We start from the raw sequence: 17,107 nt of genomic DNA, 5'->3' as shown, positions 1-17,107 counted from the left end.
GTGGCGTTGTTGATGGGACTCGTCTTCATCCTGCTGACCGTGTACCCGTTCCTGGAGAAGCGGTTCTCCAAGGACACCGCGCACCACAACCTGCTGCAACGTCCCCGGGACGCCCCGGTGCGCACCGCGATCGGCGCGATGGCCATCGCCCTGTACATCGTGCTCACCTTCGCCTGCATGAACGACATCATCGCGCTGAAGTTCCACATCTCGCTGAACGCGACGACGTGGATCGGTCGGATCGGGATGGTCGTACTGCCCGCCATCGTCTACTACATCACCTACCGGTGGGCGATCAGCCTGCAGCGCAGCGACCGCGCGGTCCTCGAGCACGGCATCGAGACGGGCATCCTCAAGCGGCTGCCGCACGGCGCCTACGTCGAGCTGCACCAGCCGTTGGGTCCGGTCGACGAGCACGGCCACCCCATCCCGCTGGAGTACCAGGGCGCCCCGCTGCCCAAGAAGATGAACAAGCTGGGTTCGGCCGGCGCGCCGGGCACGGGCAACTTCCTCTACCCCGACCCCGAAGGCGAACAGGCCGCCCTCGTAGAGGCCGCGCACGCCGCCGAACACCGCGCCATCACCGCCCTCAAACAACGCCAGGGCGTCAACGGCAACGGCAGCAGCAATGGACACGGCAGCAACGGGCACGGCTCCAACGGCCACGGCTCCAACGGAGATCACTGACCGGGTCCGCATCCGCACCATCAACGAACACCGCCCCGACGAAAGTCGGGGCGGTGTTCGTATGTGTGACAGCCATATTCGTCGCCGACCGTGGGGCTCGTGTACGTCGCCACCCGCACTTCTAGGTCACAACCCACACACTCGGCGCCCGACGGTCCCGATCGAGTGTCCGTCCCGGCCCCACTCCCCCACCCCGAGGGGCGGTGTTCGTATGTGTGACAGCCATATTCGTCGCCGACCGTGAGGCTCGTGTACGTCGCCACCCGCACTTCGCGGTCACAACCCACACACTCGGCGGACCGAGCGGATGCCCCCGCTCCCCCACCGCCGAACGGGCTAGTGGGCCGACTCGAGGACGCCGTGGAGCTGACGCAGGAAGGTGAACGGCACCGCGACCATGGCGACGGTGATCACGCCGGCGACGGCGTACACGATCCAGGACGCCGTCTCGTGCTCGGAGGCCATGAGATAGGTGGCCACGCCGATCGCCGTGGCGGCAGCGCCCATGGCGGCCGCGATGGAGGCGGTGCAGCGCAGCCAGATCTGTTCGACCGCGGCGGTCGGGAAGCCAACCCGGTGTCCGGCCGGCGGCGTGGAGTATCGCCGGAGCACCGGCGCACCGAACGGCTGTAACCGCTGCGCCACCGACGGCGTCTCACGGGCCGTGGCGTCCTCCGGCGCATCGGTGCGCGACGGGACACTGGCCACCGCCGACTGCCTAGCCTTCAGCAGCAACGGGATTGCGCCGACGATCACCAGCGCCGAGACACCGATGACGGTGTACAGCAGCCACGGCGTGTCCGACTTCCCCGCACCGGAGGCGTGGGCGCTGGCGAGGTCGACGAGTGCGACGACGGCCGCCACCCCGGCGCCCAGGGCGGTCAGCCACAGCGCGACGGCGGCGACGATCAGAATGCGATCCGTCCGGTCCGGTGTGCCCGGGCGGGGACGCGGGGGCGCGGCCCCACCTTCCACGTCAGTGGTCATCAGCAGCTCGTCTGCCAGTCGTTGTTCTGCTGTGAGGCGATGGTCTGCCCGTCGCTAGTAGTGATCTGACAGTTCAACTTGCTCAGTCGTAGCAGGCTCGACGCCTGCACCGAGCCGAACTCCGACATCGAGATCGGCGTGACGGTCAACGACCAGGGGATGTAGACGTTCTGCTGGGTGCGCTGTCGGCCGGACGCATCGGTGTAGGTCACCGAGATGCGGTCCAGCGGCGCCTTGGTTCCCGTCACGGTGTAGGTGATGAACCGCGGGCCTGCCGGGGCGGCGGAGGTGGCCGGCGGCGGTGCCGTCTCGGCCGGTGGCGGTGCGGGCGGTGCCTCGACCGCCGGCGGGGGCGGCGGCGGCGGCTCCTGGGTGACGGTGATCGTCTCGGGAGGCGGCGGTGGCGGTTCCTCGGTGGTGGACGGCGGAGGAGGCGGCGGGGGCGGAGGCGTCGTGGTGGTGATCTCGTCCTGAACCGGGGGCACCGACGTCGTCGTGCTGGTCTCCGGGTTGGCGAGCGTCTCGCTGTCGGTCCGCGTGACCAGAACGGCAACCGAGACCACCAGCGAGATCGCGGCGACGATGGCGACCACCCCGACCACCCAGGGCCAGCGGGGCGGGGTCGCGTCGTCGTCCTCGGTCTTCGGGTCGAAGGAGTCGTAGTCGTACAGCGCGGAGTCCGGTGGCACGTACGGTGCGCTGGTGAACTGCTCGGATTCCGGCGCGGAGTACGCCCGCGAGTAGATCTCGGTTTCGCCCGTCTTCGGCGACTCCCGAGCCGGTTCGTCCGGCCCCAGTGAATTCGATCCTGGAGAATCCGACTCTGGGGGATTCGGCCCGCTCATCTACGCCTGTCCTTTTCGACTGCCCGGGTGGCGCGACGTCAGCGTCGGGGTCGTGACTGGTGGTCGTGCCTCGGCAACCTTACCGAACGCGACGCCCCGACGGCTTCGGCGGCACGACACATCGGCCAACTGGGGCCTCTATCGTGACCTTGAGCCGTGTGGGGTCAGTGCTTCTCGGGACCGGTGTAGTACTCGAACACGAGGCCGGCGGCCGACGCCAACACCATGCACACGCCCGCGACGATCAACCATGGCAACCACAGTGCGACCGACACGGCCGTCACCGACGCCGACAGGGCGATGAGAAGGGGCCACCAGCTGCTGGGGCTGTAGAAGCCCAACTCCCCTGCGCCGTCGGAGATCTCGGCGTCTTCGTAGTCTTCGGGCCGGGTGTCCAGGCGCCGTGCGACGAACCGGAAGAACGTGCCGATGATCAGTGACAGACCGGTGGTGAGGACCAACGCCGTGGTGCCCGCCCACTCGATGCCGCCATTGGCGTAGATCCCGGTCAGTACGCCGTAGCCGACGGCGCAGACCGCGAAGAACGCGGTGAGGAACTCGAACAGTCTCGCTTCGATGTGCATGAGTCGTCGTCCCTACTTGCTCGCCAGCGGAACCTGCTCGCCGCGGCGCGACTCGAACGGATGCGTGGTGACCGCCAGCTCGGGCAGGCCCACCGCACCGAGTGCGTCGGCGTTGGTTCCGTTGGGATGGTCGATGCGGTATTGGAGGTACGCCTTGAACACGTTGGGCTCCACGACCCGCACCTCGAAGTTCATCATCGAGTGGTACGTGCCGCACATCTCGGTGCAGCGCCCGACGAACGCTCCGGTCTCCTGGATCTCGCTGACCTGGAAGACGTTGTCGGAGTTGTTGGCCTTCGGGTCAGGCATGACGTCGCGCTTGAACAGGAACTCCGGCACCCAGAAGCCGTGGATGACGTCGGCGGAGGCGATCTGGAACTCGATGCGCTTGCCCTTCGGCAGCACCAGGATCGGGATTTCGTTGCTGGTGCCGGTGGTCTCGACCTTGTCGAAGTTCAGGTAGGTGCGATCCTCGGGGTTGAGTCCCTTGATCGGGCCGACGAGTTCCTCGCCGTGCTCGTCGACGCCCTCGGGCTTGGACACCATGGCAGCCTTGCGCTCCGCGTCGGCGCCGTCGTAACTGAGGGTGCCGTCCTTGAACGCGATCTTCTGGTATCCGAACTTCCAGTTCCACTGGAACGCCGTGACGTCGATGACGACCTCGGGGTTGGGATCCTTGTGCAGCATCTTCTCCTGCACCACCACGGTGAAGTAGAAGAGCACCGAGATGATGAGGAACGGCACGACGGTCAACACCAGTTCCAGTGGCATGTTGTAGCCGAACTGGCGCGGCATGTCGGTGTCGGTCTTCTTCTTGCGATGGAAGACGCTCGTCCAGAACAACATGACGTAGACGATGGCGCCGACGACCAGCGCTGCGATGACGCAGGCGATCCAGAGCTCTCGGTTGAGCTTGGCCTCGGGCGTGATGCCGTTGGGCCAGCCGAGGCCGATTGCCTCAGACCAGCTGCAGCCGCTGAGCAGGAGCGAAGTCCCACCGAGAACTACCGACAACGCCACCAACCGGAACCCGCGTGCGGTCACGTCGGTGCCTCCTAGAAGTGGGTGAAACCAGGCGAATACTACGCAGCGTAGACCACACCGTTGGGCAGGAGCGAAGCGACCGGGGGATGTCACTGTGGCCCGGAGCGAAGCGACCGGGGTGTCGGTTCCGTGACCCGTGGCGATTCGGCATACTGGCGCGATGTGCGGACTGCTGGCCTATCTACGCAACCCGTCCGCAGACCCGTCCCCCGGGCTGGTCGACGCGGTGTCCGGCGCCACCCACCTCATGCGTCACCGCGGGCCGGACGAGCCGGGGACCTGGGCTGACGACGACTCCGACCCCACCGTTGTGCTGGGCTTCAACCGGCTGTCGATCATCGACATCGCCCACAGCCATCAGCCGCTGACGTGGGGTCCCCCCGAGCAGCCCGACCGGTACCGGCTGGTGTTCAACGGTGAGATCTACAACTACCTCGAACTACGGGAGGAGTTGTCGGCGCGCCACGGCGTCGAGTTCGCCACCGACGGTGACGGCGAGGCGATCGTCGCCGCCTATCACCACTGGGGCACCGAGGCGCTGAACCGGCTGCGCGGCATGTTCGCCTTCGCGCTGTGGGACGCCAAGGACGAGGAGCTGTTCTGCGCCCGCGACCCGTTCGGCATCAAGCCGCTGTTCATGGCGACCGGCAGCGGCGGCACCATCGTCGGCAGCGAGAAGAAGTCACTCCTGGACCTGGCACCGGTCGCCGGTGTCGACCTCGAGGTGGACGAGCGCGCCGTGCAGCACTACACGGTGCTGCAGTACGTGCCCGAACCCGAGACGTTGCACCGCGGCATCCGTCGGCTGGAGTCGGGCAGCTACGCCCGCATCCGTCCGGGGCACGCGCCCGAGGTGACCCGCTACTTCGTGCCCCGTTTCTCGGCGGTGCCGTTCGTCGCGGGCGCCGAGCAGAGCCGGTACGACGAGATCACCGCGGTCCTGGAGGACTCGGTGGCCAAGCACATGCGTGCCGACGTCACGGTGGGCGCGTTCCTCTCCGGGGGCATCGACTCGACGGCCATCGCCGCACTGGCGATGCGCCACAACCCCCGCTTGATCACCTTCACCACGGGCTTCGAACGGGAGGGCTTCTCCGAGATCGACGTCGCCGTGGCCTCGGCGGAGGCGATCGGCGCCCGGCACGTCGCCAAGGTCGTCAGCCAGGCCGAGTTCGTCGCCGCGTTGCCCGAGATCGTCTGGTACCTGGACGAGCCGGTCGCCGACCCCGCCCTGGTGCCGTTGTTCTTCATCGCCCGCGAGGCCCGCAAGCACGTCAAGGTGGTGTTGTCCGGCGAGGGTGCCGACGAGCTGTTCGGCGGGTACACGATCTATCGGGAACCGTTGTCGCTCAAGGCATTCGACTACGTGCCCGGCCGCCTGCGCCGCACGCTGGGCAAGGCGTCGCGGCCGCTGCCCGACGGCATGCGCGGCAAGAGTCTGCTGCACCGCGGGTCGCTGACGCTCGAGGAGCGGTACTACGGCAACGCCAGGAGCTTCTCCGACGCTCAACTGCGGGCGGTGCTGCCGGGCTTTCGGCCGGAGTGGACGCACACCGACGTGACCGCTCCCCTGTACGCGCAGTCCGAGGGCTGGGACCCGGTCGCCCGGATGCAGTACGTCGACCTCTTCACCTGGCTGCGCGGCGACATCCTGGTCAAGGCCGACAAGATGACGATGGCGAACTCGCTGGAACTGCGGGTGCCGTTTCTGGACCCCGAGGTGTTCGAGGTGGCCTCGCGCCTCCCGTTCGACCAGAAGATCACCCGAACCACCACGAAGTACGCCCTGCGTCGCGCGCTGGAACCGATCGTGCCTGCGCACGTGCTGAACCGGGCGAAGCTTGGCTTCCCGGTGCCCATCCGGCACTGGCTACGGTCCGGTGAACTCCTCGACTGGGCCCACGCGACGCTCGCGTCGTCGCAGACCGACGGCTTGGTCGACAAGGCCGCGGTGGGCCGGATGCTCGACGAACACCGGACCGGCGCGGCCGATCACAGCCGACGGCTGTGGACGGTGTTGATCTTCATGCTGTGGCACGCGATCTTCGTCGAGCACAGCGTGGTGCCTCAGATCGCCGAACCGACGTATCCGGTGCAGCTGTAGGCACTCAGGCCAGCGTGGCGCCGATTTCCTGGCCGGCTTCGGGGCCGTAGGCCGCCGAGAGTCGCTCGACCGCGGCGTCGCGGTCCCAGGTCCACTCCTGCGGTCCGGTCGCCTCGAGCACCAGCACCGCGACGAGCGAGGCCAGCTGGGCCGAGCGCTCCAGGCTGAGCCCGGCGGCACGGCCGGTGAGGAAGCCGGCCCGGAACGCGTCGCCGATGCCGGTCGGGTCGGCCTGATGGGTCTCGGGCACGACGTCGACGTGGACGAACGTGCCGTCCGAGGACACCAGGTCGACGCCCTTCGGGCCAAGCGTGGTCACGCGCAGCCCGATCTGGTTCATCACCTCGGCCTCGCTCCAGCCCGACTTCTGCAGCAGCAGATCCCACTCGTAGTCGTTGGTGAACAGGTACGTCGCACCGTCGATGAGCTTGCGGATCTCCTCACCCGAGAGGCGAGCCAGCTGCTGGGACGGATCGGCCGCAAAGGCCAGTCCGAGCGCGCGGCACTCCTCGGTGTGCAGGAACATCGCCTCGGGATCGTTGGCTCCGACGATGACGAGGTCGATCTCGCCGGCCTTCTTCGCGACGTCGGCGAGCTTGATGTTGCGGGACTCCGACATCGCGCCCGGGTAGAAGGAGGCGATCTGGGCCATGTCCTCGTCGGTGGTGCAGACGAACCGCGCGGTGTAGGCACTCTCGGAGATCAGGACGTTGGAGCAGTCGACGCCGTGTTCGTCGAGCCAGGCCCGGTATTCGTCGAAGTCCTTGCCCGCCGCGCCGACGAGGGCGACGTCACCGCCGAGGACGCCGATGGCGAACGCCATGTTGCCGGCCACGCCGCCGCGATGCAGGACGAGGTCGTCGACCAGGAAGCTCAGCGACACCTTCTGCAGGTGGTCGGCCAGCAGTTGTTCGGAGAACTTGCCGGGGAACTTCATCAGATGGTCGGTCGCAATGGATCCGGTCACCACAATCGTCACGAAGCGTTGCCCTTCATTTGGTTAAACGCGCTACCTAAGACTAACTCGCAGGTCGGTGCGCTAGCCTAACAACGTCATGGCCGGCCCAATCCCGTACCCCGAGTCCCCATACCCGGAATCGACGCCCCAGCAACGGTTTGCACCGACTGGGATGCGGCCGCCCTACCCGGGCGCGGTGCCGTCGGCGTATCCGGGCACGTTGCCGCCTCCGGTGAACTATCCGTCGCCACGCCGCCGCAGGCGCGTCGTGGTCCTCGGGGTGGTGGTCGTGGCGCTGATCGCCGCGGTCGTGGCGGTCATCGTGGTTGCCGGCCGCCGCGGCGGCGACGCCGTGACGGTGACCGACGCCTCGGCCACGACGGCAATTCAGGGTTATCTAGACGCGCTGTCCCGCGGCGACGACGAGACCGTGGCCCGAAACAATTCGTGCGGGTTCTACGACGCGGTCACCGACCGCCGCTCCGACATGACGCTCGCCAACCTGACCAGCGACGCGTTCCGTCGGCAGTACGGCCAGGTGAAGGTGACCTCGATCGACAAGATCGTCACGTGGTCACCCACGCAGTCTCAGGTGCTGTTCACGATGCGGGCGACCCCGGCGGGGCGCAACCAAGGCGAGGTCGAGCGCCAGGGCATCGCCCAGCTGCTCATCCAGGACCGGACGATCCTGGTGTGTTCGTATCTGCCGCGCAACGCCGGCCAGTTCTAGTCGGCGTCGCGCGGCGGGGACTCAGTTGAAGGAGTCGCCGCAGGCGCAGGAACCGCCGGCGTTCGGGTTGTCGATCGTGAAGCCCGTCTTCTCGATGCTGTCGACGAAGTCGATCGTCGCACCCTGAAGGTACGGAGCGCTCATCCGGTCGACGGTCAGCGTGACGCCGCCGAAGTCGACGTTCAAGTCGCCGTCGAGCGAGCGGTCGTCGAAGGCGAGCTCGTAGCGCAGACCTGCGCAACCGCCGGGCTGGACCGCGATGCGCAGATTCAGGTCGTCGCGGCCCTCCTGGTCCAGCAGCGACTTGGCCTTGGCCGCGGCGGCGTCGGTGAGGATGGCGCCGTGGGCGGCGGTGGTAGTCGTAGTCGACTCGTCCTGAACAGTCATTCCGTCTCCCTTGTACCAATCTTTTCCGAGGGGATTGTCATGCGTCGGATATCTCAACGGTACCTTGCCGGGACGCTATTCCCGACCCGTGGCGGCGGCCCACCGCGACGACGTCCATTCGGCGAGCCCGGTGAGCTGTCGCGCAGCGTCGTCCATCGCGACCTGGACCGAACCTGCGAAGTCGGTGATCGAGTGTGCGGCGACGATGCCCGCTCCCGCGAGGGCGGCGTCGTCGAGGGTGACCTGGCCGGCCAGCACCAGCACCTGGGCGTGCCGGGCTCCCGCGGCCAGGGCGCTGACCACCTTGCCGTGCAACGACTGGTCGTCGAATCGGCCCTCGCCGGTGACGATCACGTCGGCGGCGGCGACGTCGCCGGCGAGGTCGGTGTGTTCGGCGATGACGGCGGCACCCGACTCCCGCCGGCCCCCCAGGGCCAGTAGCGCCGCTCCCAGACCGCCGGCCGCACCCGCGCCGGGCTCGTCGCGCACGGTGCGACCGGTGCCCGCCTCGAGGACGTCGGCCCACGCGGTCATCCGGTCCTCGAGCAGGTCGACGGTGGCGGGATCGGCGCCCTTCTGCGGGCCGAAGACGTGGGCCGCACCCCTTGGCCCCAGCAGCGGGTGCTCCACGTCGGTGGCGGCGACCAGGTCCACCCCGGCCAGCCGGGTCACGGCGTCCTCGATGCCGCCGAGCGCGTCGACCAGGCCGCGTCCGCCATCGGTGCAGGCGCTGCCGCCCAACCCGACGACGATGCGGACGGCACCGGCGGCCAGGGCGGCGTCGACCAGCTGGCCGACGCCGCGACTGTGCGCCTCGACCGCGGTGTGGACGGTGGGCGGTCCGCCGAGGATGGCCAACCCGCACGCCTGCGCGCACTCGACGTAGGCGGTCGCCGAGTCGGCGTCGTACACCCACTCGGCGGTCACCTGGGCGGACAGCGGACCGCTGACCTGGGCCGACCGGCGGCCGCCGAAGCGGTTGGCCAGCACGTCGACGAATCCGGGGCCGCCGTCGGACTGCGGCGCCAGCGTCAACTGATCCCCCGGCCGGCCGCGCCGCCAGCCGGTGGCGATGGCCTCGGCGGCTTCGACGGCGGTGAGGCTGTCGCCGTAGCAGTCCGGGGCGATGAGGACGTGTAGGTCGGGGATCGTCACCCCCGAAGGGTAAGGCGAATGGGTCTCGGCGACGCGGCAGATCGGAGGTGCATGTCGGTGCCCGCCAGGATGTCAGTAACCTGGGAGGCGTGAATCTGCTGGGTCGCAAGAAGGACAATCCCCCATCCGAGGAGAGCGACGCGTCCTCCTCCGTAGCCGGGATGTCCGTGGCCGAGCAGGAGGCCAGGGCGCGTGTGACGGCCCCGAAGGGCCGGCCCACGCCCAAGCGCAACCAGACCCGCAGTCGCGGCCCGGTCGCCCCGGCCCCGATGACGTCGGCCGAGGCGCGCAAGCGCAAGAAGGCCGCCAAGCAGACGATGAGCAAGGAAGAGCGCAAGGCCGACAAGCTGGTGCGCCGCGCGGCGCTGGCCGAACGTCGCGAGAAGATGATGTCGGGCGAGGACTCGTACCTGCTGCCCCGCGACAAGGGCCCGCTGCGCCGCTACGCCCGCGACGTCGTCGACGCCCGGCGCAACCTGCTGGGGCTGTTCATGCCGGCTGCGCTCGCTCTGGTCTTCGTGATGCTGTCGCTGCCGTCGGTCCAAATCCAGTACTACGTGCAGTTCGTCATGCTCGGCCTGGTGGTCGTCATGGTGGTCGACGGGTTGCTGATCGGCCGTCGGGTCAACAAGGCCGTCGACGCCAAGTTCCCCGACAACACCGAAAGTGGTTGGAAGTTGGGCTTCTACGCCGCCAGTCGGGCGTCTCAGCTGCGCCGCATGCGGGCACCCCGCCCCCAGGTCGAGCGCGGCGCCAAGATCGCCTGATTCGGCGTGCGCGTCCTCGCGCTCGGTGGCATCCGGTCCGGCAAGTCGCAGTGGGCGGAGGCGGTGATCGCCCTGGCCGCCTCGGCGGCACCCATCCGCTACGTGGCCACCGGCGCCGTCTCAGACGATCCCGACTGGGCAGCCCGGGTCGCTTCCCATCGGCAACGCCGTGACGATCGTTGGTCGACGGTCGAAAGTACCGACGTCGCAACGCTTTTGCGCACCGATCCCGACGTGCCCACCCTGGTCGACGACGTCGGCGGCTGGCTGGTGGCCGCGATGGATCGCCGAAGCGCGTGGACCGGTGGTGTCGTCACACCCGACGTCGACGACCTGGCCGACGCGGTCGAGGCGTTCCGGGGGCCGCTCGCACTGGTCAGCCCGGAGGTCGGGCTGACGGTGGTGCCCGCGACCGAATCCGGCCGTCGGTTCGCCGACGCGTTGGGCACGCTCAACCAGCGCCTCGCGGCGACGTGTGACCGGGTGGTCCTGGTGATCGCCGGGCAGCCGCTGACGGTCAAGGAGCAGTCCCCCACGTGATCGGTTCCGTCGCATCGGCTTTCGCGTTCAGCACCGTCCTGCCGGTCCGCACCCGACAGCCCTTCGGCCGGGGCGCCCTGACCGCGCTGCCGGTGGTCGGGGTGGTGCTCGGCGCGATGGCCGCCGCCGCAGCGTGGCTGGCGGCGCAGGCGTTCGGAACCGGGAACCCGTTGAACGGCATGGCCGTGGTGACGGTCCTGCTGCTGGCGACTCGGGGTTTGCACGTCGACGGCTTCGCCGACACCGTCGACGGGCTGGGCTGCTACGGACCGCCCGAGCGGGCGCTGGCCGTCATGCGCGACGGTCCCGCCGGTCCGTTCGGCGTCGCGGCGATCGTCGTCGCGGTCGTGGTCCAGGGCTTGACGTTCACGATGCTCGACCCGGTCGCGATCGTCGTGGCGGTGGTGGCGGGCCGGGTGGCGGTGGTCTTGGCCTGCCGCCGCGGTGTTCCCGCGGCACCGGGCGGCACTTTGGCCGCGCTGGTGGCGGGCACCCAGCCGGGTTGGGTGGCCGCCGCGTGGGTCGCCGTGCTCGCCGCGGGTGCGTCGGCGGCCACCGTCCGGCCGTGGCAGGGCCCGGTCGCAGTGGTGGTCGCCCTGTCGATCACCGCGGTGCTGGTGGCGCACTGCGTGCGACGGTTCGGCGGCATCACCGGTGACGTGCTCGGTGCGTGCGTCGAGTTGACGACCACGGTCGCCGCGTTGGGACTGGCGGTCGGCTGAGTCAGCCGAGTCGGGTCATCCAGTCGTGGGTGTCGGCGAACGTGCCGCGCTGAATGCCGGTCAGGGTGTCGCGTAGCGCCATCGTGACCTCGCCCGGTTCGCCGTCGGCGATGGTGAACTCGCCGTCGCCGGACTTCACGTGCGAGACCGGGGTGATGACCGCGGCGGTGCCACAGGCGAACACCTCGGTGATCTCCCCCGCGGCGGCCTTCTTCTGCCACTCGTCGACGTCGATCTTGCGTTCCTCGACGGAGTACCCGGCGTCGGATGCCAACTGCAGCAACGAGTCTCGCGTGATGCCCGGCAGCAGCGAGCCGCTGAGTTCGGGGGTCACGAGACGCGCGGTGCCGCCGCTGCCGAAGACGAAGAACAGGTTCATCCCGCCCATCTCCTCGACGTAGCGCCGTTCGAGCGCGTCGAGCCACACCACCTGGTCGCAGCCGTGGTGCGTCGCCTCGGCCTGGGCGAGGAGTGACGCGGCGTAGTTGCCGCCGAACTTCGCCGCGCCGGTGCCGCCGGGGCTGGCCCGGACGTACTCCGTCGACAGCCACACCGACACCGGCTTGAGGCCACCCTTGAAGTACGCGCCTGCGGGCGAGGCGATGACCATGTACCGGTATTCGACGGCCGGCCGCACGCCGAGGCCCGGCTCGGTCGCGAAGATGAACGGACGCAGGTACAGCGACTCCTCGCCGCCCGCGGCGGGCACCCAGTCACCGTCGACGGCGATCAGCTGCCGCAGCGACTCGAGGAACACCTCCTCGGGAAGTTCGGGGATGGCCAGCCGCCGCGCGGAGGTGCGCAGTCGGGCGGCGTTGGCCTCCGGCCGGAACGACACGATGGAACCGTCGACCCACCGGTAGGCCTTCAGGCCTTCGAACACTTCCTGGGCGTAGTGCAGCACCACCGCGGACGGGTCGAGTTGGATGGGCCCGTACGGCAGCACCTTGGCGTCGTGCCAGCCACGGCCCTCGCCGTATTCGATGCTCACCATGTGGTCGGTGAAGTACCCGCCGAAGCCGGGGTCGGCCAGAATTCCGGTCCGTACTTCGTCGCTTGCCGGGTGCGCGTTGCGGGCAAGCGTGAAGTCGAGGGGACCGTCAGTCATGTGCCGATTGTATAACCCGTGACTACCGAGTTTTCGCCTCCACGAACGGCGGTGCGACGACCTCGCAGTCCAGGGCCCGGCCCCGGACGTCGACCGCCACCCGTTGTCCGTCGGCGATGCCGGCGTCCGCGTCGATCAGGGCCAGGGCGATGCCGAGTTTCAATGTCGGAGAGAAGGTTCCCGAGGTGGTGACGCCCACCGGGCGGTCGCCGTCGAGCACCGTCATGTCCGCCCGGAGCACGCCGCGTCCGAGCGCCTTGAGCCCGCGGAGCACCCGGCGCGGGCCGGCCTGCTTCTCCTCGAGCAATGCCTCCCGACCCCAGAACGCGTCCTTCTTCCACCCGATGGCCCAGCCGCAGCGGGCCTGCAGGGGTGAGATGTCCAGCGACAGTTCGTGGCCGTGCAGCGGGTAACCCATCTCGGTGCGCAGCGTGTCGCGGGCGCCGAGTCCGGCCGGTTCGCCGCCGGCCGCCGCGACGGCCTCCACCAGCGCGTCGAACACGACCGCGGCGCGGTCCCATTCGGGGAGCAGTTCGTAGCCGTGCTCGCCGGTGTACCCGGTGCGGCACACCCGCACGGGCACCCCGCCGTACTCGGCGTCCGCATACCCCATGTAGTCCATGTCGGTGGGCAGTCCCAGCGCGGCGAGCACCTCGGCCGACTTCGGGCCCTGGACGGCGAGCACCGCGAAGGACCGGTGCTCGTCGGTGATGGTCAGCCCGGCCGGCGCCTTGGCCTGCAGGGCCGCGACGACCGCGGCGGTGTTGGACGCGTTCGGCACCAGGAACACCTCGTCGTCGGACACGTAGTAGGCGATCAGATCGTCGATCACGCCACCGGAGTCGTTGCAGCACAACGTGTATTGGGCCTTGCCCGCGCCGATCCGGCGGAGGTCGTTGGTCAGGGCGGAGTTGACGTACTCCGCGGCGCCCGGCCCCACCACCAGGGCCTTGCCGAGGTGGCTGACGTCGAAGAGGCCGACGGCGTTGCGGGTGGCGTTGTGCTCGCTGACGGTGCCCGCGTAGGACACGGGCATCAGCCAGCCCCCGAATTCGGCGAAGCTCGCCCCCAACTCGCGATGGCGGTCCTCCAGCGGGCCCTTCAGCAGGTTGTCACTCACGGCGAGTGACTTTATCCCCCCGGGTCGCTTCGCTCCTGCCCGCCGGACCCAATGCCCCGCCGCTAGGGTGACTTCCGTGAGCACTTCACCCGGCTACCAGTCCCCCACCGTCACCGTCTCCACCGGCCTGCCCAAACGCGGCATCGGCGCGGCGGTGCTGATCGTGCCCGTCGTCACCGGCGACGACGATCGGGCCCGCGTGGTCCCCAACCCCTTCCTCGACGCCGAGGCCGTCGGCGAGATCGAAGTGGCGCTGACCGCGCTCGGCGCCAAGGGCGGCAGTGAGCAGACGACGCGGGTGGTGGCTCCGTCACTGCCGGTCGCCAGCGTGTTGGCGGTCGGTCTCGGCAAGTCCCGCGACGAATGGTCGGCCGACGCGATCCGGCGGGCGGCCGGGGTGGCGGCGCGGGCGTTGAGCGGCGTCGAGAGCGTCGTGACCACGCTCTCCGAGCTCGACGTGGCGGCGACGGTCGAGGGCCTCGTCCTCGGCGCGTACCGCTTCACCGACTTCCGCAGCGGCAAGACCGCCCCCAAGGAGCCGGGCCTGGCCAAGATCACGGTGCTGTCGACGGCGAAGGGCGCCAAGGCCGACGCCGTCCGCGGGACCGACGTGGCCACCGCCGTCGCGACGGCGCGCGACCTGGTCAACACTCCGCCGAGTCATCTGTTCCCCGACGAATTCGCCAAGCGCGCAAGGGCTCTCGGCGAGTCGGTCGGCCTGCGGGTCGAGGTGCTCGACGAGAAGGCCCTCGAGAAGGGCGGCTACGGCGGCATCGTCGGCGTCGGCAAGGGTTCGACGCGGCCGCCGCGCCTGGTCCGGCTGATTCACGACGGCGGCAAGGGGCGCAAGCCCAAGAAGGTCGCCCTGGTCGGCAAGGGCATCACCTTCGACACCGGCGGCATCTCGATCAAGCCGGCCGCGAACATGCACCACATGACCTCCGACATGGGCGGTGCGGCCGCCGTGATCGCGACGGTGGTGCTGGCCGCCAAGCAGGGCCTGCCGATCGACGTCGTGGCGACGGTGCCGATGGCCGAGAACATGCCCTCGGCCAGTGCGCAGCGCCCGGGCGACGTGCTCACCCAGTACGGCGGCATCACCGTCGAGGTGCTCAACACCGACGCCGAGGGCCGGCTGATCCTGGCCGACGCGATCGTGCGGGCCTGCGAGGACGGGCCCGACTACCTCATCGAGACCTCGACGCTGACCGGTGCGCAGACGGTCGCGCTCGGCGCCCGCACCCCAGGGGTGATGGGCAACGACGAGTTCCGCGACCGCGTGGCCGCGCTGTCGCAGGCCGTCGGGGAGAACGGCTGGGCGATGCCGCTGCCCGACGAGTTGAAGGACGACCTCAAGTCCACCGTCGCCGACCTGGCGAACGTCAGTGGTTCCCGGTACGCCGGCATGTTGGTCGCGGGTGTCTACCTTCGCGAGTTCGTCGCCGACGGTGTGCAGTGGGCCCACATCGACGTGGCCGCTCCGGCGTACAACACCGGCGGCCCGTGGGGCTACACCGGCAAGGGCGGCACCGGCGTGCCGACGCGCACGATGTTCGCCGTCCTCGAGGACATCGCGAAGAACGGCTGACGGGCTAGGCCGCCAGCGGCACCAGGTGGGCCTGGGCGGCCTGGACGAACTCGGCGACCAGTGGGTTCGCGTCCCCGATCCGGGTGACGACGACGACCTCGCTGGCGGGCACGTCCTCGATCGGGACGGACGCCAGGTCGGCCCGCAGCGAGCTGCGCCGGTCACCGACCGGGACGACGGCCACTGCCAGGCCGCTGGCGACGAGTTCTAGTCTGTCCTCGAAGCTCACGACGACGGGGCCCTCCGGGACCGAAGCGGCGTCGGTCGGGTAGATCGAGCGCGGTGCGCCGTGGGAGCAGTAGACGGTGAGGCCACCGGCGAAGTCCTGCAGTGACACCGATGCCCGACCGGCCAGCCGGTGGTCGGCGGGGAGTACCAGCATCCGCGGCTCCTCGTACAGCACGGTGACGTGCACGTCGTCCGCCGGATGCGGCAGTGGCGCGCGGGTGACCAGCACGTCCACCCGGCCCTCGGCGAGCATCGCCCCGTCGTGGCACTCGAGGTGGCGGGTGCCGATCGTCGCGTGAGGGTGGCGGCGCCGCAGGTCGCGGATGGCCGGGGTGACGACCAGATCCTCGACGTAGCCGACGACGACGTTGCCCGCCGGCGCATGGGCGCGGGCGGTCAGAGCGGCCCGGCGCGCGGCACGCAGCAGGGCCTGCGCCTCGGGGAGGAACGCCGCGCCCGCCTCGGTGAGCCGGGTGCCCCGAGGCGTGCGGTCGAACAGCGGCACGCCGAGCCGGTTCTCCAGACGCTGGATCTGACGGCTCAGGGCCGGTTGGGCCAGGTGCAATTCGGCCGCCGCCCGGCCGAAGTTCAACTGCTCGGCCACGACGGTGAAGTACCGCACCAGCCGCAGTTCGAGGTCGGTTCCGAAGTCGTTCACCGGGGAGTCCTCACGGGCGGGTTCAACCCGGCCGCCGACCTCGGCTATTCCGACGCCGCCATGCCGTTTCGGCATGACGCGGTGCCGAACGGGTCTTGGACAGCCCTGCCACGCGGGCCGAAGACTCCTTGGCATGGGCAGATACGACGGCAAGACGGCAGTGATCACCGGCGGCAGCAGCGGCCTCGGGCTGGCCGCGGCCCGGCATCTGGTCGACGAGGGCGCGCGCGTTCTCGTCACGGGACGAACCCAGGAGACGCTGGACGACGCGGCGGGGCAACTGGGCGGCGGGGCGGTCGCCGTGCGCAGTGACACCAGTTCGCTGACGGAGATCGACGCGTTGGCCGAGCGGGTGCGCGCCGAGTTCGGCACGGTCGACGCGCTGGTGGTCAACGCGGGCATCGGCAGCTTCGACCCGTTCGACGCGGTGACCGAGCAGACCTTCGACGAGGTGTTCGCGATCAACGCGAAGGGCCCGTTCTTCACGGTGCAGAAGCTGGCGCCGTTGCTGGCCGAGGGCAGTGGCGTGGTGCTGACGACGTCGACGGCCAACCAGACCGGGTGGGACGCGGTCAGCGTCTACGCGGCGAGCAAGGCGGCGCTGCGGTCGATGGCCCGCACGCTGAGCCGGGAGTTGCTGCCGCGGGGCATCCGGGTGAACGCCGTCAGCCCCGGCTCGATCGACACCGGCAAGTTGGAGAAGGAAGTGCCCGAGAGGGCCGCCGAGATCAAGGCCGCGTTCACCGCGAGCAACCCGATGCGACGCTTCGGCCACCCGGACGAGTTCGCGCCTGCGGTGGCCTTCCTGGCCTTCGACGCGACGTTCGTCGCAGGCGTCGAACTCGTCGTCGACGGCGGCGACTCACAGCTCTAAGACGTTGTACGAGAAAGGAAT

The 17,107-nt window shown here is 69.6% G+C and carries 17 protein-coding genes and 1 pseudogene; 8 read left to right on the top strand and 10 right to left on the bottom strand.

What is annotated here, in order from left to right:
- A pseudogene (locus H7J06_RS26970) lies at positions 1 to 687 on the top strand (cytochrome bc1 complex cytochrome b subunit); the annotation flags it as partial.
- Between the two features lie 336 nt (positions 688 to 1,023).
- Here the strand turns inward: H7J06_RS26970 and H7J06_RS26965 are convergent.
- The 4 genes from H7J06_RS26965 to ctaC form a co-directional block, all read right to left on the bottom strand.
- On the bottom strand, positions 1,024 to 1,674 hold the full coding sequence (locus tag H7J06_RS26965) for a DUF2561 family protein (RefSeq protein ID WP_264042467.1): 651 nt from the start codon (positions 1,672 to 1,674) through the stop codon (positions 1,024 to 1,026).
- Entirely contained in the window at positions 1,674 to 2,519 is an 846-nt protein-coding gene (locus H7J06_RS26960; RefSeq protein WP_264042466.1) for an MmpS family transport accessory protein, read from the bottom strand. The genes H7J06_RS26965 and H7J06_RS26960 overlap by 1 nt, the downstream gene beginning before the upstream one ends.
- Positions 2,520 to 2,683: 164 nt before the next feature.
- The gene (locus H7J06_RS26955; RefSeq protein WP_264042465.1) at positions 2,684 to 3,103 is read right to left on the bottom strand and encodes a cytochrome c oxidase subunit 4; all 420 of its coding nucleotides are present in this window, start codon (positions 3,101 to 3,103) and stop codon (positions 2,684 to 2,686) included.
- A 12-nt stretch (positions 3,104 to 3,115) separates the two neighbouring features.
- The gene (ctaC, locus tag H7J06_RS26950) at positions 3,116 to 4,147 is read right to left on the bottom strand and encodes an aa3-type cytochrome oxidase subunit II (RefSeq protein ID WP_264042464.1); all 1,032 of its coding nucleotides are present in this window, start codon (positions 4,145 to 4,147) and stop codon (positions 3,116 to 3,118) included.
- Between the two features lie 160 nt (positions 4,148 to 4,307).
- Between ctaC and asnB the strand changes: the two genes are divergently transcribed.
- Positions 4,308 to 6,251, top strand: coding sequence for an asparagine synthase (glutamine-hydrolyzing) (gene asnB, locus H7J06_RS26945; RefSeq protein WP_264042462.1), 1,944 nt, complete (start codon positions 4,308 to 4,310; stop codon positions 6,249 to 6,251).
- A 4-nt stretch (positions 6,252 to 6,255) separates the two neighbouring features.
- On the opposite strand, the gene H7J06_RS26940 is transcribed toward asnB, so the two are convergent.
- Complete coding sequence (locus H7J06_RS26940; RefSeq protein ID WP_264042461.1) at positions 6,256 to 7,230, bottom strand: carbohydrate kinase family protein; 975 nt, start codon at positions 7,228 to 7,230, stop codon at positions 6,256 to 6,258.
- A 151-nt stretch (positions 7,231 to 7,381) separates the two neighbouring features.
- Here H7J06_RS26940 and H7J06_RS26935 point away from each other — a divergent pair, with 151 nt between their 5' ends.
- Positions 7,382 to 7,939, top strand: coding sequence for an Rv0361 family membrane protein (locus H7J06_RS26935; protein WP_264042460.1), 558 nt, complete (start codon positions 7,382 to 7,384; stop codon positions 7,937 to 7,939).
- 21 nt (positions 7,940 to 7,960) lie between these two features.
- Here H7J06_RS26935 and H7J06_RS26930 read toward each other — a convergent pair whose 3' ends face one another.
- Both H7J06_RS26930 and H7J06_RS26925 read right to left on the bottom strand, forming a co-directional pair.
- Complete coding sequence (locus H7J06_RS26930) at positions 7,961 to 8,326, bottom strand: HesB/IscA family protein (protein ID WP_263998661.1); 366 nt, start codon at positions 8,324 to 8,326, stop codon at positions 7,961 to 7,963.
- Between the two features lie 75 nt (positions 8,327 to 8,401).
- Complete coding sequence (locus H7J06_RS26925; protein WP_264042459.1) at positions 8,402 to 9,481, bottom strand: glycerate kinase family protein; 1,080 nt, start codon at positions 9,479 to 9,481, stop codon at positions 8,402 to 8,404.
- Between the two features lie 89 nt (positions 9,482 to 9,570).
- Between H7J06_RS26925 and H7J06_RS26920 the strand changes: the two genes are divergently transcribed.
- The 3 genes from H7J06_RS26920 to H7J06_RS26910 are packed head-to-tail and all read left to right on the top strand — an operon-like array spanning position 9,571 to position 11,510.
- On the top strand, positions 9,571 to 10,248 hold the full coding sequence (locus H7J06_RS26920) for a DUF3043 domain-containing protein (RefSeq protein ID WP_264042457.1): 678 nt from the start codon (positions 9,571 to 9,573) through the stop codon (positions 10,246 to 10,248).
- Positions 10,249 to 10,254: 6 nt separating this feature from the next.
- On the top strand, positions 10,255 to 10,788 hold the full coding sequence (locus tag H7J06_RS26915) for a bifunctional adenosylcobinamide kinase/adenosylcobinamide-phosphate guanylyltransferase (protein ID WP_264042455.1): 534 nt from the start codon (positions 10,255 to 10,257) through the stop codon (positions 10,786 to 10,788).
- The gene (locus tag H7J06_RS26910) at positions 10,785 to 11,510 is read left to right on the top strand and encodes an adenosylcobinamide-GDP ribazoletransferase (RefSeq protein WP_264042454.1); all 726 of its coding nucleotides are present in this window, start codon (positions 10,785 to 10,787) and stop codon (positions 11,508 to 11,510) included. The genes H7J06_RS26915 and H7J06_RS26910 overlap by 4 nt, the downstream gene beginning before the upstream one ends.
- Before the next feature lies 1 nt (position 11,511).
- On the opposite strand, the gene H7J06_RS26905 is transcribed toward H7J06_RS26910, so the two are convergent.
- Positions 11,512 to 12,618 carry a branched-chain amino acid aminotransferase gene (locus H7J06_RS26905; protein WP_264042452.1) on the bottom strand — a complete coding sequence of 369 codons (1,107 nt, stop codon included), beginning with the start codon at positions 12,616 to 12,618 and terminating at the stop codon, positions 11,512 to 11,514.
- A 22-nt stretch (positions 12,619 to 12,640) separates the two neighbouring features.
- Positions 12,641 to 13,738 (bottom strand): glycine cleavage system aminomethyltransferase GcvT, encoded by a 1,098-nt coding sequence (gene gcvT, locus H7J06_RS26900; protein ID WP_264042451.1) that lies wholly within the window; start codon positions 13,736 to 13,738, stop codon positions 12,641 to 12,643.
- Between the two features lie 76 nt (positions 13,739 to 13,814).
- Between gcvT and H7J06_RS26895 the strand changes: the two genes are divergently transcribed.
- Positions 13,815 to 15,326 carry a leucyl aminopeptidase gene (locus H7J06_RS26895; protein WP_264042450.1) on the top strand — a complete coding sequence of 504 codons (1,512 nt, stop codon included), beginning with the start codon at positions 13,815 to 13,817 and terminating at the stop codon, positions 15,324 to 15,326.
- Positions 15,327 to 15,330: 4 nt separating this feature from the next.
- Here the strand turns inward: H7J06_RS26895 and H7J06_RS26890 are convergent, their stop codons facing one another.
- On the bottom strand, positions 15,331 to 16,212 hold the full coding sequence (locus tag H7J06_RS26890; RefSeq protein ID WP_264042449.1) for a LysR family transcriptional regulator: 882 nt from the start codon (positions 16,210 to 16,212) through the stop codon (positions 15,331 to 15,333).
- Between the two features lie 133 nt (positions 16,213 to 16,345).
- Here H7J06_RS26890 and H7J06_RS26885 point away from each other — a divergent pair, with 133 nt between their 5' ends.
- Entirely contained in the window at positions 16,346 to 17,086 is a 741-nt protein-coding gene (locus H7J06_RS26885) for an SDR family oxidoreductase (RefSeq protein ID WP_264042448.1), read from the top strand.
- Positions 17,087 to 17,107: the final 21 nt, after the last annotated feature.

The sequence above is a fragment of the Mycolicibacterium hodleri genome, from assembly GCF_025822245.1.
Classification (GTDB): Bacteria; Actinomycetota; Actinomycetes; order Mycobacteriales; family Mycobacteriaceae; genus Mycobacterium; species Mycobacterium hodleri.
Note: the sequence above shows the minus strand (reverse complement) of the source record. Positions and strands in the feature narration are given on the sequence as shown.